General features: G+C 60.3%; 15 protein-coding genes. 3 read left to right on the forward strand and 12 right to left on the reverse strand.

Annotated elements, in window-relative coordinates:
- Positions 1 to 27: 27 nt before the first annotated feature.
- From F759_RS0126140 to F759_RS0126165, 6 genes are all read right to left on the reverse strand, one after another.
- Positions 28 to 903, reverse strand: coding sequence for an intradiol ring-cleavage dioxygenase (locus F759_RS0126140; protein WP_027802454.1), 876 nt, complete (start codon positions 901 to 903; stop codon positions 28 to 30).
- 23 nt (positions 904 to 926) lie between these two features.
- On the reverse strand, positions 927 to 2,150 hold the full coding sequence (locus F759_RS0126145; RefSeq protein WP_027802455.1) for a porin: 1,224 nt from the start codon (positions 2,148 to 2,150) through the stop codon (positions 927 to 929).
- 77 nt (positions 2,151 to 2,227) lie between these two features.
- Positions 2,228 to 3,628, reverse strand: coding sequence for an MFS transporter (locus F759_RS0126150; protein WP_027802456.1), 1,401 nt, complete (start codon positions 3,626 to 3,628; stop codon positions 2,228 to 2,230).
- A gap of 122 nt (positions 3,629 to 3,750) precedes the next feature.
- Positions 3,751 to 4,743 carry an amidohydrolase family protein gene (locus F759_RS0126155; protein ID WP_027802457.1) on the reverse strand — a complete coding sequence of 331 codons (993 nt, stop codon included), beginning with the start codon at positions 4,741 to 4,743 and terminating at the stop codon, positions 3,751 to 3,753.
- A gap of 17 nt (positions 4,744 to 4,760) precedes the next feature.
- On the reverse strand, positions 4,761 to 5,990 hold the full coding sequence (locus F759_RS0126160; RefSeq protein WP_051377466.1) for an acyl-CoA dehydrogenase family protein: 1,230 nt from the start codon (positions 5,988 to 5,990) through the stop codon (positions 4,761 to 4,763).
- Between the two features lie 69 nt (positions 5,991 to 6,059).
- Entirely contained in the window at positions 6,060 to 6,674 is a 615-nt protein-coding gene (locus tag F759_RS0126165; protein ID WP_244438917.1) for a flavin reductase family protein, read from the reverse strand.
- 21 nt (positions 6,675 to 6,695) lie between these two features.
- Here F759_RS0126165 and F759_RS0126170 point away from each other — a divergent pair, with 21 nt between their 5' ends.
- From F759_RS0126170 to F759_RS0126180, 3 genes are all read left to right on the forward strand, one after another.
- A complete protein-coding gene (locus F759_RS0126170; RefSeq protein WP_027802460.1) occupies positions 6,696 to 7,157 on the forward strand; it encodes a MarR family winged helix-turn-helix transcriptional regulator in 462 nt (153 codons plus the stop codon).
- Positions 7,158 to 7,487: 330 nt separating this feature from the next.
- A complete protein-coding gene (locus F759_RS0126175) occupies positions 7,488 to 8,825 on the forward strand; it encodes an MFS transporter (protein ID WP_027802461.1) in 1,338 nt (445 codons plus the stop codon).
- A gap of 107 nt (positions 8,826 to 8,932) precedes the next feature.
- Positions 8,933 to 10,159: a porin gene (locus F759_RS0126180; protein ID WP_027802462.1), complete on the forward strand. Its 1,227-nt coding sequence runs from the start codon at positions 8,933 to 8,935 to the stop codon at positions 10,157 to 10,159.
- Positions 10,160 to 10,261: 102 nt separating this feature from the next.
- On the opposite strand, the gene maiA is transcribed toward F759_RS0126180, so the two are convergent.
- The 6 genes from maiA to F759_RS0126210 form a co-directional block, all read right to left on the reverse strand.
- Positions 10,262 to 10,906: a maleylacetoacetate isomerase gene (gene maiA, locus F759_RS0126185; protein WP_027802463.1), complete on the reverse strand. Its 645-nt coding sequence runs from the start codon at positions 10,904 to 10,906 to the stop codon at positions 10,262 to 10,264.
- Between the two features lie 16 nt (positions 10,907 to 10,922).
- On the reverse strand, positions 10,923 to 11,621 hold the full coding sequence (locus F759_RS0126190; RefSeq protein WP_027802464.1) for a fumarylacetoacetate hydrolase family protein: 699 nt from the start codon (positions 11,619 to 11,621) through the stop codon (positions 10,923 to 10,925).
- A gap of 88 nt (positions 11,622 to 11,709) precedes the next feature.
- On the reverse strand, positions 11,710 to 12,756 hold the full coding sequence (gene gtdA, locus F759_RS0126195; RefSeq protein WP_027802465.1) for a gentisate 1,2-dioxygenase: 1,047 nt from the start codon (positions 12,754 to 12,756) through the stop codon (positions 11,710 to 11,712).
- Positions 12,757 to 12,765: 9 nt separating this feature from the next.
- Positions 12,766 to 13,089 (reverse strand): non-heme iron oxygenase ferredoxin subunit, encoded by a 324-nt coding sequence (locus tag F759_RS0126200; protein WP_027802466.1) that lies wholly within the window; start codon positions 13,087 to 13,089, stop codon positions 12,766 to 12,768.
- Between the two features lie 8 nt (positions 13,090 to 13,097).
- Entirely contained in the window at positions 13,098 to 13,571 is a 474-nt protein-coding gene (locus F759_RS0126205) for an aromatic-ring-hydroxylating dioxygenase subunit beta (RefSeq protein ID WP_027802467.1), read from the reverse strand.
- Position 13,572: 1 nt separating this feature from the next.
- Positions 13,573 to 14,829 carry an aromatic ring-hydroxylating dioxygenase subunit alpha gene (locus F759_RS0126210; RefSeq protein ID WP_027802468.1) on the reverse strand — a complete coding sequence of 419 codons (1,257 nt, stop codon included), beginning with the start codon at positions 14,827 to 14,829 and terminating at the stop codon, positions 13,573 to 13,575.
- Positions 14,830 to 14,878 lie beyond the last annotated feature (49 nt).

Below are 14,878 nucleotides of genomic sequence, written 5' to 3' on the forward strand. Positions count from 1 at the left end.
GAGATTCAGACAGCCTGAACTGATGGTTCACACCGCGCTTTCATGCGCAGGGTTGAGGACGAATGTGAAATCCAGCGTGCTGTATGGCACATCGATCTTTGTACCATCGGGCGCAATGCCGGCGTCGTGCTGCTGCCAGTCGGCGATCAAAGAGGAGCGCACGCCAAATACCGCGTCCGAATCCAGATACCGGTCTCCCGAGCGAAAGACGTGTGTGATCAGGCGCTCGTAGCCTGGCGCTTCGATCATGAAATGCAGATGCGCGGGCCGCCACGGGTGACGGCCGAGCGCCTCGAGCATCTTTCCGACGGGGCCGTCATACGGAATCGGATACGACTCGGCCGTGACGGACCGGAAATTGAATGAGCCGTCCGCGCGGCTGCGCAATCTTCCACGACCGAGCGCGTCAGCATTGCCGTCGTACTGCACGTCGTAGAACCCGTCGGAGTCGGCCTGCCATACGTCGATAATGGCGTTTGCGACAGGCTCACCGCCGAGCCCCTTCACTCTTCCCATCACGAAGCAAGGTTCCCCTTTCGCACCGTTCGCCACGTCGTCGCCATTCTGATACGCCGGTGCATCGGCGACGAAGAACGGGCCCAACACAGTTGACTCGGTGCATCCAGCCGGCTTGCGGTTATTCATCGCCGTGACCAACATCGACAGACCGAGCGTATCCGACAGGAGAATGAACTCCTGGCGTTTATCGTCGGTGATATGGCCAGCGGCCGTGAGGAACTCGATTCCCTTGAACCACTCCTCCTCGGTCAATCTGACCTCACGAGCGAATGCGTGCAGGTGTTGGACAAGGTTCGTCATGATCTGATTGAGGCGGGGATTTACCCCTTCAGCATGTCGTGCCAACACGATCTGTGTGATGGTGTCTTCGTCGACGTTACGCATCGTAATCTCCCACTTCTACCGGTTCAGAACTTGTGACGCATGCCAAGGCGCAGGCCGACCTGTTTGTCCGTTGCGGAAGGCGTAAATCCGCTGATGGCAGCGACTGACGACTGTCCGAGCGAATCGCGACCAGTCGCCCGTTGCAACGCCACTAGCGCATAGATGTCGGTGCGCTTTGACAGACTGTAGTCCATTGCGAAGTTCAGTTGCATATACTTCGCTCCCCCATCGCCCTTGACGGAATTGCGCGTCGTATAGTCGAATGCGACGCCGGCCAGCAGCGCCGGTGTAATCAACGTCCGCACACCCAGTTCCGCGTTCGTGAATACCGCATTGCCGCGGTACCCAAACGGGTTCGGTCCAGAACTTGATCCGAGGCCTTCAAAGCGCGTGTTGGTAACGACCGCGCTGACCGTTGTCCGGCTCAGCGCGTATGAAGCTCCCAAACCGACGATTTCCAGTGTGTTGGCAGACGCATAGCCGGCGTAGGCCGGTAGCGCCTGCGGTGCGGTCGCCGAGCCGAGCGAGCCGATGTTGTTCACCGTCGCAAGACCTTTGTTCGGCGTGTTTCCATAGAACGAGACGTTCGGGTTGCGCGCATTCAGGTAGCCGGCGCCCGCAGAAAACGCGCCTCCGTTGTAACTGACACCGAGCGACCAGATCTGATTGCGCGACTGGCTGCCAGCCACTCCGCCGAAACTGTAAAGTGCTCCGGCTTTCAGTCCACCGAAGCTTGGTGTCGTGTATTTGACCGAATTGTTGATGCGGCTGGTATTCGCGAGATTGTCGACGTCTCCGATATGCGACGACATATACCCAGCCCAGTAAGGAGCCGAAAACTGCTGGATCGACTCGACCACTGGATCGTACTGACGGCCGGCCGTCATGGTGCCGATGTTCGGCGACGACAGGCCCACATATGCCTGCCGGCCGAACTCGGCACCGCCTTGCGCCAGTGCGCCACTATTGACCATAAAGCCATTTTCAAGCACGAATATAGCCTTGATCTGATTGCCGAGATCTTCGGCGCCTCGCAGGCCCCAGCGGCTACCCGACAAACCTGTCGCATGTGCGTCAGTCAAAGCAACCAGACTTTTCCCGTTCACCTGACCGCCCGATTTTCCTGTCTGCGCGCTATTCTGGTAGCTCATACCCACATCGACAACGCCATAAAGTGTGACGCTGCTCTGCGCATGCGCCGATAAAGCCGTCACGAGAATAGCGCCACCACAGACTGCCTTTTTCATTATGAAGTCTCCTTTAGTTCTACTATTAATTTGTACCGCTTTTATTGAACACGACGACAGCGTGGCTGTGGCCGCTGCTAACCCAATTCCTGGTTCAGACCGTTTGCGGAGGTGATGCCCGTTGCCGTTGCCACATCGTCAGCCTCACCGCGGCTATCGAAGCGGCAACCGGCCGATCTGGTGGCAAACCGCACAGTGACTGCTGCGCCGCCCGCCGCAATGACGATGGCGAGCAACATCGCTTGTGTGCCACCGAATATCTGTTGCAACGCTCCGCCAATAAACGGCCCGAGGATCGCGCCAAGTCGCCCGACGGCGAGTTCCATGCCCACGGCGGTCGCCCGCATCCGCGTTTCATAGGAGGCAGCCGTAAAGTTGTTGAGAACAAACTGGCCGCCGATGATGCAGAAACCGGCCATTGCACTGCAAACCAGATTGACCCAATGCGACTGCAGAAAAACGAGCGCCAGGACTGACAAAGCCCCTGCGGCCCACCACATGCAAAGCCAGAACCGCGGATGCCCCGTCCGGTCGACCAGACGTCCGCACACCAGGCCGCCGACGAATGACATCACCTGCATCAACGCGCCGAACGCGAAGCTCATACCGAAGCTCTCGCCACGCGCCTGCATCAGCGTCGGAATCCACCCGGAAAGGCCGAAGATACAAAAAAGACTGAGAAAGCTGGTCAACCAGATAGCGATGGAAAGCCGGCGGTATGGAGCGGCCAGTAGCGCGAGAACGGGAGCCTTCTCCGGCACGAGCGGCTTCCTGATGGAAAGCGTCTGATAAAGATGCGCCCGCTCCGGTCGCAGCTTCGCAAGAATGCCCCTGACTTCGCTTTCACGGCCGCGCAGTAGCGCGAACTTCGGCGACTCCGGCAGATAGAGGTGCACGAAAGGAATCAGCAAGATGGACAGCGAGCCGATCCAATACAACCCCTGCCAGCCGGTGTGAGGCGTGAGAAATACACCGACGAGTCCCGCCGCGGCGCCGCCCGCAGCCCATCCAAGGGCCACGCCCCACAATGCAAATGTGTTCTCGACGCGTCTCGGCGCGAGTTCGTTGATGTAGGTGGTCGCAAGCGGCAACAGAACGCCCAGACCGAGCCCCGTCAAAACGCGAAGTGTGCAGAAGCTGGCAAAAGTGTCTGCTGCGAGTGCCGTCAGCACGGAGAAGACGGTGGTAATCCATAGTCCCGCAATGAGCGTGATGCGGCGGCCAAACCGGTCAGCAATCGCGCCGTGAATAGCGGCTCCAAAAAGGAAGCCGACCAGTCCGCTCGAAACCAGCAGCCCCGCCTGCTGTAGCGACAACAGCCAGGGTCCGCGCACATAGTGGATCACGTACGCAGGATTGAACGTGTCGTAGCCATCGAATAGCGTCATCAATGCGAGCAGAATGCCAAGTTTGATGTGCATCCTGCCGACAGGCGCATCTGATAGTTCATCATTCACATCGATCGAATCGTTGTGCATGTGTCTCACTCCATTTTATATTTTCGTATCGGGCAGTGCGGCTAATCGGCGCTGCCGATGCCGGTGCCCGTATCCTTCACTTCACCGCTTCATGGTCTGCTGCATTCATTCAGTCAGGACGATTACGGCTCAAGCTTGAATAGGCGCGCTGCGTTGGTCCTTCCAATCTTGATGCGGTCGTTGTCGCTGATAGCGGCTTCCTCGAACCAGTGCGCCGCGTGATCGACGTTTTCAAATGGCCAGTCCGTCGAGAACAGAATGCGGTCGGAACCGATCTCGAGCATCGCGTCGATCAACGTCTGAGTCCGGAAATTGCCGGACGTGGTCAGCCAGAAGTTATTGTGGAAGTACTCCGCGATGTGCTTTTTCGCGGGATAGCTCGGCTCGGTTTTGACCCACGCGTTGCGGTTGTCGATGCGCCACATGCTATAGGGCAGACCTTCTCCCATATGTCCCAGGATAATCTTCAATTCCGGATACTCGTCGAAAAGACCCGAGCCCATCAGACGCAGCGCATGCACCGCCGTTTCCTGGCCAAAAGCCCACGTGGGACCGAGCAGCCACGCGTGTCCATCATAGATCGGCGCATGCGATGCAAGCGGATTGCGCGGATGCAGATAGAAAGGAACATCGAGCTTCTGAACGACTGACCAGAACTGCCGGTACTGGGGCAAGTCGTAGTAAAGCGCTGCGTCAGAACCTTCGACCTGCGAGAATCCATTGACCAGCGCGCCGACGAAATTCAGCTCCTTGACGCAGCGCTCGAGTTCACGCGCAGCGAGTTCCGGAGATTGCATGGGCAAGGCGGCAAAACCCTTGAACCGGTCCGGGCGCTTCACGATCTGCTCGGCGAGAAAGTCATTCGCGCGGCGCGACAGGTCGTACGCGTCCTTGATATTCGGCACAGCCTGCACGGTCGGCGCATTGAGAGAGAGGATCATGAGGTCGACACCGTTCTGATCCATTTCGTCGATACGCCGGCCCTGGATATCCAGCAGGCGCGCCTTGAGTTCTACCCAATACGAGGCCGGCACGAAACCGGCGGAATCCTGAACCGTTGCGTCGATTGCGAAGTGCTCTTCGAGCGCAATTTTCCTGGTTGCTTTGAAAGACATGCGATGCTCCGATCGTATTAGTATTGACCCTTGGGGTCGAGCCCGAGCGCCATCTGGCCGTACATGGTTCCTACCGTATCCCAGTTCATGCTGATATGGCGCCCCACTGCATTGACGTCGCGCCATGCACGCTGAACGGGATGCGAGAGATCGAGGCCCTGCCCTCCCGTCGACGCGTTCAGCGCCTCGGCTGCGCGAATCGCGAGGGAAACGGCAAATGCCTGTCCGAGACGACTGCGAATGCGCTCCTCGACAGAGACGCGTTCGCCCTGATAAACCGTGGCTTCGCGCTCGCGCAGGTCGCTCAACAGAATCTTTCTCGCGGCGTCCGCACTGGCCGTGGCCTCGGCGACGCGCAACTGGATCGTCGGAAATTCGGCCATGCGATTCTGTGCGCCGGCGACTGCGCCTCGCGTCACGCGCCGCGCCGTGCGCTCGAGATAGTCTTCCAGCGCGCCCAGCGCGGCGCCTACTGCGACCGAGGCGAGGCAGGACGGAATCGCAGTGAGCATCGGGATCGAAAAACCTGGATTCTCGCTATAGGTCCGCGCCCCCGGCGTTTGTCCGCTCGTTGTCTCCGAGAAGAAAAGCAGGCGATGCTTCGGCACGAATACATTATCGAGAACCAGCGTCTTGCTACCCGTACCGGCCAGTCCTACCACGTGCCAGGTATCGTCGATGACGTAATCGGATTCGGGAACCAGCAGAAAAGCGGGAGAGGGCTTATCCCTGTCACCGTCCGGAGGAATCACTGCGGCGCAAAGCGACCATTGAGCGCATTCACAGCCGCTCGCGAAACTCCATCGCCCGCTGATCAGGTAACCCCCTTCGGTTGCCTGCGCCTGACAGGCCGGCGCGTACGAACCGCAAACAAGCGCGTTCGGATTGCTGCCCCACACGTCGTGCTGAGCTTGTTCCGGGAATCCCGCGACTAGCCATTGATGCGCGGCGAGAAGGCCCGCGACCCACGCCGTGGATGCGCAGCTTCTGGCGAGGTCGACATTCAGATCTACCAGCGTGGAAAAGTCGTACTCGAGACCACCGAATGCCTTCGGCTTTAACACGTCGAAGTAACCCTCGGCGCGCAATGCCTCAATGTTTTCCATTGGAACGCGCCGTTCAGCCTCAACCGTTTGAGCGCGAGACTTCAGCGCCGCGCTCAGTGCCGACATGCTAGTACGGATCTGTTCCGCTGTAGGCCGCAACGCGTCGCCAGTCGCGCGGTCTTCTTTTTCTGCAACAAACATAATATCCCTCCAGATATCAATTCCCGCTGGGGCGTTCCGGTACGAAAAGACGGTCGACCTCCACGGCGCTCAACAGTAAGCAGCGTTCCTGTACAGGAGCGGGCGGTCGTCTTCGTTCAAGAGAACTTCGTCCGCTTTACCGATGAAAATGGTGTGAGTACCGAACGGAAATGCCGCGACCTTGGTGCAAAAAATGTTCGCCTGAGCCGTTGCCAGATAGTCGATACCGGGCTCGTTGCGTTTCCATGCACCGACATCGAAACGTTCGGCGGGCGGGGTGGCCCCGCTGAACGCACTCGACACATCGGCCTGATCGTGTCTGAGAACATTGACGCAGAAGATTCGTGCCGACATCAGGATGTCGTGCAGGAACGTCGTCTGGTTCACACACACGATCATCGAAGGCGGGTCCATCGACAGCGAACTGACGGCCGTCATCGTCATTCCGTGACGGCGTTCGCCGTCCGAAGCAGTCACGATGGTCACGGTCGAAGCAATCCGGCGCATGGCAGCCCGGAAGGAAGCAGCGGTTTGGGGTGAAAGCGATACGACGTGCGTATCCATGACGTCTCCTTTGGGGATCCGGGCTTCAAGGCACCGTGTTGAAACAACTATAGTTTCATTTGCAACTGTTGGCAATGAAAATAATGAGGCCGAAACTGTTGCTTTGATAGAATCTGTCAATCGATAACGAGGTGCCCCATCGTGTACAAGCTGACCGACTCTTTTCCTTACCTGCTGGCCCGCGTGGGCGTTCGCATGGGTGAGCTTTTCTCGCGCCGCATCGCGTCCTACGGCGTGACATTGCCGATGTACCGCGTGATGGCTGCGCTTCACGAGGTGCCGGGACAACGTCTGAACGATCTGGCGGACATGACGACCATCGAGCTTTCGACGCTGTCCAGGCTCATCGGGACGATGGAGAAAATGAAGCTGGTATCGCGCAGCCGGCTGGAGAACAACGCTCGCACGGTTGCGATCAATTTGACGAGTGCGGGAGACAAACTGCTTCAGCAACTCGTGCCGATCGCTCAACACTTCGAAGCTGTGGCGATCGGCAATCTTTCGCCAACGGCGCTGAAGGCCCTGAAGAAGAATCTGTCCGATATTTTCGTGTTGCTGGACAGGCTGGAGGAAGAGCTGACCGCGCCGGCCGACGAAGTCTGAAGCTTCAGCTTTTGCAGTTGGCGCTCGCAGCGAGCAGATGCTTTACAGCGAGCCAGGTCAACTCGCGCACAACAAGTATTAGAGACCGTTGAGCGGGTACTCCCGTAATGGAATCCCCTGGCGCGCACTTCGTCCACCGCGCCATGACTGCCTGTCGCAAAGACGGCGCTCCCACCGCCGCCGTTGTCTCTCCGTGCATCATGCGTCGGCAAGACGCGTGAAATAACTATCGTGAATGTCGACTATTCACCTGCTTCCGTAGACGAGCAGGCGACCGGCCATTTACCTTGCACGGCATAGCAAAACGATAAATACGTTTGGAGACAACGCATGAATTCCCCTTCCCCCGTCATCGACGTTCGTGGCTGGCTCGACGCGCAGCCTTTCTCTTCGTTCCAGTGGAGAGTGGTGCTCCTCTGTTTCTGCATCGTCGCCGTCGATGGCTTCGATACCGCCTGTATCGGGTTCATCGCTCCCGCGCTGATGCGCGAGTGGCACATCGGCGCGTCGGTACTGGGGACGCTGTTCGGTGCGGGCCTTGGCGGCCTGATGGTCGGCGCACTGCTCTTCGGCCCGCTCGCCGATCGCATCGGACGAAAGAAGACGCTTGTCGCAACAGTCGCCTTCTTCGGCGTAGCAAGTCTGGCCGCTGCGTGGTCGCCTGGCGTCGGCGCGCTGATCGCGCTTCGCTTCATCACCGGTCTTGGACTGGGCGGCGCGATGCCGAACGCAATTGCGCTTACCTCCGAATATTGTCCGGAGCGCCGCAAATCGTTCCTCACGACCGTGATGTTTTGCGGCTTCACGCTCGGCTCGGGACTCGGCGGCGTCGTGGCCGCCCAGTTGATGCCCGATCATGGATGGCGCAGCGTCCTCCTCTTTGGCGGCGTATTGCCGCTCGTGCTCGTGCCCATCATGGTGATCCTGCTGCCGGAATCCGTACGCTTCATGGTCGCGAAAGGCTACCCCTCGTCGAAGATCGGAGCGCTGCTCAAGCGCATTGCACCGTTGCCGGCCGACGGAAATACGCGTTTCATCCTGCAGGAGATTAAAGCCGAGGGCTCGCCCCTCAGACAGCTGTTTACGCCGGGTTTCCGCACGGGTACGTTGCTGCTCTGGTGCGTGTTTTTCATGAGCCTGCTGATCGTCTATCTGCTGACGAACTGGTTGCCGACGCTGATTCATCACGCCGGCCTGTCGCTCGCCGTCGCATCGCGGATCGGTGTCGTGTATCAGATCGGCGGAACGGTTGGCGCGCTAGTCATCGGCCGGCTCATGGACCGCTTTGCGCCGACTGCGGTTCTCGGCTTTGCCTATGCGACAGGCGCACTATTTCTCGCCCTGACAGGCATCGCGCAAGGCGCACTGCTTGCCGTGGCGGTTGCCGGCGTCGGCTTCTGCATCAGCGGCTCGCAAATCGGCGCCAACGCGTTCGCGGCGCGCTACTACCCGACCGCGAGCCGCGTGACCGGCATCAGTTGGGCGCTCGGCATCGGGCGGCTCGGCTCGGTCTGCGGCGCGCTATTCGGCGGCGTGCTGCTCGGCGCGGACATCGGCTTTTCGGTGCTGTTTCTCATCGTCGCGGTTCCCGCCGCGATCGCCTCCGCCGCAATCTACGCATGCGGCGTCCACACTGCACGCCATCGCACGCAATCGGCCGTCGCCTGACTCCGTCCTGATCTGCTACTTCGGGCGCCGGTTCAAGCCGGCGCCATCGCTTCCCGCATGCCTCGTCGAGGCGCGTTTTACTTTTCGCACAACACCTGGAGACTTCTATGAAGAAGCACGCCGCTGCCTGCGCTCTTGCCCTTTCGGCAGGCGCCGCACACGCACAAAGCAGCGTCACGCTGTATGGCCTGATCGACGTCGGCATCAGTTACACCAACAGTGCGCAGACGGGAAAGACCAGCGGGCATCCTAAGGGTGCCAGTCAGTTCGCTCTCACCGACGCGCACGCCACCGGCCTGTCCGGCAGCCGCTGGGGTTTGCGCGGCGCCGAAGACCTCGGCGGCGGACTTCAGGCCATCTTCGTGCTCGAGAACGGCTTCATGGCCAATAGCGGTGCGCTTGCACAAGGTGGCGCGGAATTCGGGCGTCAGGCATATGTGGGTCTGCTGTCTTCCAGCTATGGCACGCTGACGGCCGGCCGCCAGTACGACCCGCTTGTCGAGTCGGTGCAGCAGTTCGGCGCGTCGGGCGTGTGGGGCGGCTACATGTCGTCGCATCTGAACGACGTCGATAATCTCAGCAATACGAACCGCATCAACAATTCGATCAAGTTCACGACGCCGGTTTTCCACGGCATTCGCGCAGGCGGGCTGTATAGCCTCGGCGGCGTAGCGGGCAGCACGACACAAAACCAGATATGGTCGCTCGGCGTCAGCTACAACGGTGGATCGCTCGCCCTCGGCGCCGGCTACCTGAATGCACGCGATCCGAACGTGTCGTTCTACGGCAATACGCCGAACAAGGGCCTTGCTTCGGCGAACAACATCGGCTCATTCGGCTCGGCCACCGCGCCCGAGGCGTCGCCCGGATCGGCGGGATATGCGTCGGCGAAGACGCTCGAAATCATCGGCGCGGGCATCGCCTACACGATGAGCCGGACCACGGTCAGCGCAGTCGTGACGAATACGCGCTTCGAATCGCTCGGCTCGGCGTCGGGACCGAATCCGCTCGGTTACACGGGCAATGCCATTTTCACGAGCGGCGAACTGGGCGTGCGCGTGCGCATCACGCCGACGCTGCTCACGGGCATTGCATTCGACTACACGCAGCGCAATTCGGTCAAGGGCGACGGCGGGGCCAAATACATGCAGTTCGATCTCGGCGCGGACTACAGCCTGTCGAAGCGCACCGACCTGTACGCGCTCGCGGTGCTGCAACGCGCGAGTGGGCACGACTCGCTCGGGCAGTCGGCCGTAGCCAATGTCAGCGGCTTTACGCCATCGGCAAGCAACAAACAGTTGGGCCTGCGCGTCGGACTGCGGCACAAGTTCTAAACGCAAAACGCGGTGCGCCCGGCTGACATTCAGCGGACGCACCGCGTCGAGTGTTACGCAGTGAAGAACCTCTGGCACAGGCTTAAGTTTGGAAACCTAAACTTATGGCGTCACAAAATCGGGCTGCTTCTGCGGCTGCGCGGCGTCGAAAGCGGGATGTTTCAGCGCGCGCTCATAGACGGCAAAGCTCAACGGAAAGCCGCTCAGATCGCAACCCATGCGCTGCGCGTTCGCCATCTGCGGAATCAGGCAGCAGTCGGACAGCGTCGGCGCTTCGCCGAAGCACCACGTGCCGCTTCCATGACGCTCAAGAATCCGCTCTACGCCTTTCATCCCTTCCGACACCCAGTGTCTGTACCACGCGTCCTTCTGTTCGGGCGACACCTTCAGCACCGTCTGCAGATAGCCGAGCACGCGGAGATTGTTGACCGGATGCATGTCGCAGGCGATCAGCGAGGACAGCTCGAGCACACGCGCCCGCAGCGCGGGCTCACTAGGAATCAGCCGCGGCTCGGGGTATCGCGCGTCGAGATAATCGATGATCGCGAGCGACTGGCCGAGTGTAAAGTCCCCGTCTTCCAACGCGGGCACCGTTGCCGACGGATTGACCTCGGCAACGTACCGCTCGGCGCGATGCTCCCCCACACGAATGTTGACGGGCTGATAGTCGTAAGCGAGCCCTTTCAGCGCGAGCGCGATGCGCACGCGGTACGAAGTCGAGCTGTTGAAGAAACTATGAAGTTGCATCGCGCGTTCCTCCGTCTCAGACGATCGCAACGGTAAGCTCGCCAAGCCGCTCAACGCCGACGGTCATTGTGTCGCCCTTGTTGACCGCGCCAACGCCCTCGGGCGTGCCGGTGAAGATCACATCGCCCGGTTGCAGGTGGAAGAACTTCGACAGATCCGCAATCGTCTCCGCTACCGACCAGATCAGATGCGATACGTCGCTTTTCTGCTTCGTGACGCCGTTGACGTCGAGCCAGATGCCGCCCGCGGCGAAATGGCCGACGTCTTCAACGGCATGGATCGGACCGACGGGCGCCGAGCGGTCGAAAGCCTTGCCGATTTCCCACGGACGACCCATCTCGCGCATCTTCATCTGCAGATCGCGGCGCGTCATATCGAGCCCGACCGCATAGCCCCACACGTGATCGAGCGCGCGATCCAAGCCGATATCCGTGCCGCCTTTGCCGATCACCACAACCAGTTCGGCCTCATAGTGGTAATTGCCGGTTTGCGACGGATACTCCAGCGCCAGCGGCTCGCCGTATGCGACCGGCACGATGGCATCCGCGGGCTTGCAGAAAAAGAACGGCGGTTCGCGATCCGGATCGAAGCCCATCTCGCGCGCATGGGCGGCATAGTTGCGGCCCACGCAGTAGACGCGGCGCACGGCGAACTGGGCATCGCTGCCGACAACAGGCAGGGCAACAGGCGCTTCAGGAGGGAAAACGAATGACATGATGAGGGAACTCACTTGATTGAAATGGTGGAAAACCACACGCGCCTCGCTCGCACGGTGGACACGCGCCGCCGCTGACATGCAGCGTCTACACGCGTTCTTCGCGCAGCAGATTCAACGCGGACAAAACGGGGCGGTCCGAATAGCTGAACAGAACGCAGTCGGTCGACGCGTCGAGCGCAACTGGCTGCCACGACGGCGCGACGAACACGTCGTGAGGTCCGAACGGCAACACGGTGTCGCCGATACGCGCCGTCCCGGCGCCTTCGACGACGCAATAGATCGTGGCGTCCGTACTGCGATAGGTGCGGCCCGCGAATCCCGCAGGCAGGAATTGCATGAACGTCGCGATAGTCGGCATCGGCCAGCCGCCGGTCGCGGGATTGACGTAGCGCAGCTTCACACCATCCCAGGCGTCGAGTTCGCCGTTTCGGTAAAGCGCGTGGAGCGCCTCGCGACTGCGTTCGTACGGATAGCTAAAGATTGGCGACGAGGGGTCCGTCGCCCGATGCCTCACCGGCATCATGTTGTGTCCGAAGCGGGCGAAGCTGTCACCTTCCGGGCGCAGCACCGGTTGCGTCGATTCGGGGTAGGTCTCGGCGAATCCCGCATCGAGAGTCGCGATGAGCGGAATATCCAGGCCGTCCAGCCAGATCACGGGCTCACCGCCTTCGTCGACTGACGGATTGCCGTGGTCGTGCCACGCCCATGACGGCGTGATGATGAAGTCGCCGGGCTTCATGGTCGTGCGCTCGCCGTTCACGGCCGTCCATGCGCCCTGCCCTTCGACGATAAAGCGCAGCGCGGATTGCGTATGCCGGTGGCTCGGCGCAATCTCTCCCGGCAGGATCAGTTGCAGGCCGGCATAAAGCGTCGGCGTCATACTCGATTTGCCAGGCAGTCCGGGATTCTCAAGCACGAGCACGCGCCGGACCGCTTCCTCGGCGCTGATCAACGCGCCCGACTGCATCACCAGATCGCGGATCTCCGCGTACTTCCAGATTGCGGCCTGCGCCTGCGGGCGCGGCGTTTTCGGCACGAGGTTATGCAACGACTCCCACAGCGGTGCAAGCCGCTGTTGCGCGATCCGTTCGTAATAGATCGTGCGTTCCTCCTGCTGCGTTTGCGCGCTCATGTGCGTCTCCTAGGATCGATGGTCGATGTCGACGAACACGCTGCCCGCCTCGATTCTGACCGGATAGCTCCGGATATCGCTCGTGAGCGGTTCGCACATGGCGCGTCCATCGCGAATGTCGAAACGTCCTTGATGCAGCGGACATTCGATCTCATGCCCTTCGAGAAAGCCGTCGCACAGACGCGCATGGCCGTGCGTGCAAATGTTGTCGGTGGCGAAAACTTCGCCGCCGACGCCGTAAATGGCGAGTTCCTTGCCGGCGGCCTGCACCGCGACGACATCGTCGTTCGGCACTTCAACGAGTTCGATGACTCTTGTCCATTGCTGTCTCATGAGCAACCTCAAATCGGATAAATCAGCGAGTTGGCAATCAACTCGCTGTCGAACACACAGATGCGCGACTCGAACTTCAAGCCCTGATCCGTGCGGCGAATGGTGTCGATGTAGCGCCCCACGTTGAACACAGTGGATATGTCGTCGGGCTTCGTGCGAAACACAGCATAGTTCGCTTCGGCGCGAATCCGTTGCCCGTCGGCTTCGAGAATGCGCGGCACGCTCACCACATGCCGCTGGTAGTACGGGTCATGAAAAATCGTCTCGGTCACGCCGAAAACCCGGTCCTTCAGCATGCCGCGGCTCTCGAACGAAAGCGTCGCGAGCGGATAGCCGCGCTCGAAGTTCTCGCGAGGCTGCACCTTGTACACACATTGGTCGGTAAAGAACTCTGGCCACTTGTCCAGTTCGTTGTTGTCGAGCGCTGCGGCGTAGTCGGCATAGAGCGCGAGCAGTTGCTGATAGGCATTGAAGTCGAGCATCTCAAGCCTCCATCACACGGCGCCAGTAGCGGTACATGCCGCGGATCAGCGTCTCGGTCACCATGTGGTCGGTGTCGGCCACCTCGCGCCCGCCCAGTTCCGCGACGGTTCGGTGAAACGGCTTCTGCTCGAAGCCTTCCTGCGAGAATTCGATCACTTCGCCATCGTCCGCGGAGACGAACCCAGCCGGCCCGAACAGGTTCGCCTGGCGAAGCCGCCGCTGCGTCATGTCCTCGCTGTCTTCCTCGAAGCCAAAATGCGTCCAGACGAAATCGAATGAACCGTGGCCGTTCGGCTGGATGTGCCGTGTCGAAATCGAATTAACCTGCTGCTGGATGATCACGCTCGGAAAGAGCGTCATCATCACGGCGGTCGGAGCGCCCCACCACTCTTCCTTGACCACGTCGAGAAAGCGGTCGTCGTGCAGGGTCATCTGTTCCTTGAAACTGGACACGCCACTCGTCACGTCACCCTTGCCGCCGGTGCCGCGTGCCGAGATCATCGCGGCGTGACGGAAGTGCTCGTCCATCTTGAGTTCGGATTTGTTGTCGGCGCGCCAGAGGCCGAAGGTGACAAACCACGTGTGCAGAAGGCCCGGGTGATACGGGTCCTTGATGTTCTCCTGCATCAGTTTCCAGTTGCCCGGAATGCGTTGCCGGTTGTAGCCGAGAATGGTGAGCTTGCGTCCGTCGAAAACGCGGTCGAAATAGCCGAGGATCGTTGGACCGAGATAGTCCTCGAACGACGGCACGTCATGCTCGAACGATGCGAACACCACGCCATTGCGCGCGGCAACCTTCAGCTTCGTGAGACCGTGTTCTTTCGGATCGAAATCCGGCGGCATGCCGCCATTGATCTTGCCGTCGAGCTTCACCCCGCGGCGGAAAGGCACGCCGACAAGGTTGCCCTTCAGGTCGTAGTTCCACTGGTGATACGGGCACGTGAAGTCCTTCCGGTTGCCGGACTTCTCGCGGCAGAAGCGCACGCCGCGATGCGCACAGACGTTTTCGACGACATGGATCTGGCCATCCGCAGCCCGCGTGACGATAACGGAACGCTCGCCGATCACGGTGCGCTTGAAATCGCCAGGATTCGGTATTTCGGCTTCCAGCGCTACGTAACACCAGTGCCCGGAATAAAAGAAGCGCTCCAGTTCGCGCCTGTAGATGGCGTCGTCGGTATAGGCTGCAAAAGGGATGCGGCTACTGCCTTCATCCTTCCATGCCGGCTGCCTGAAAGCAACGGGTGCCTCGATCATGTGTTGTCTCCAAGAATCATTAATAGCGCGATGCGTGCCCACGCGCACA

This window comes from Paraburkholderia dilworthii (assembly GCF_000472525.1).
GTDB classification, from domain to species: Bacteria; Pseudomonadota; Gammaproteobacteria; order Burkholderiales; family Burkholderiaceae; genus Paraburkholderia; species Paraburkholderia dilworthii.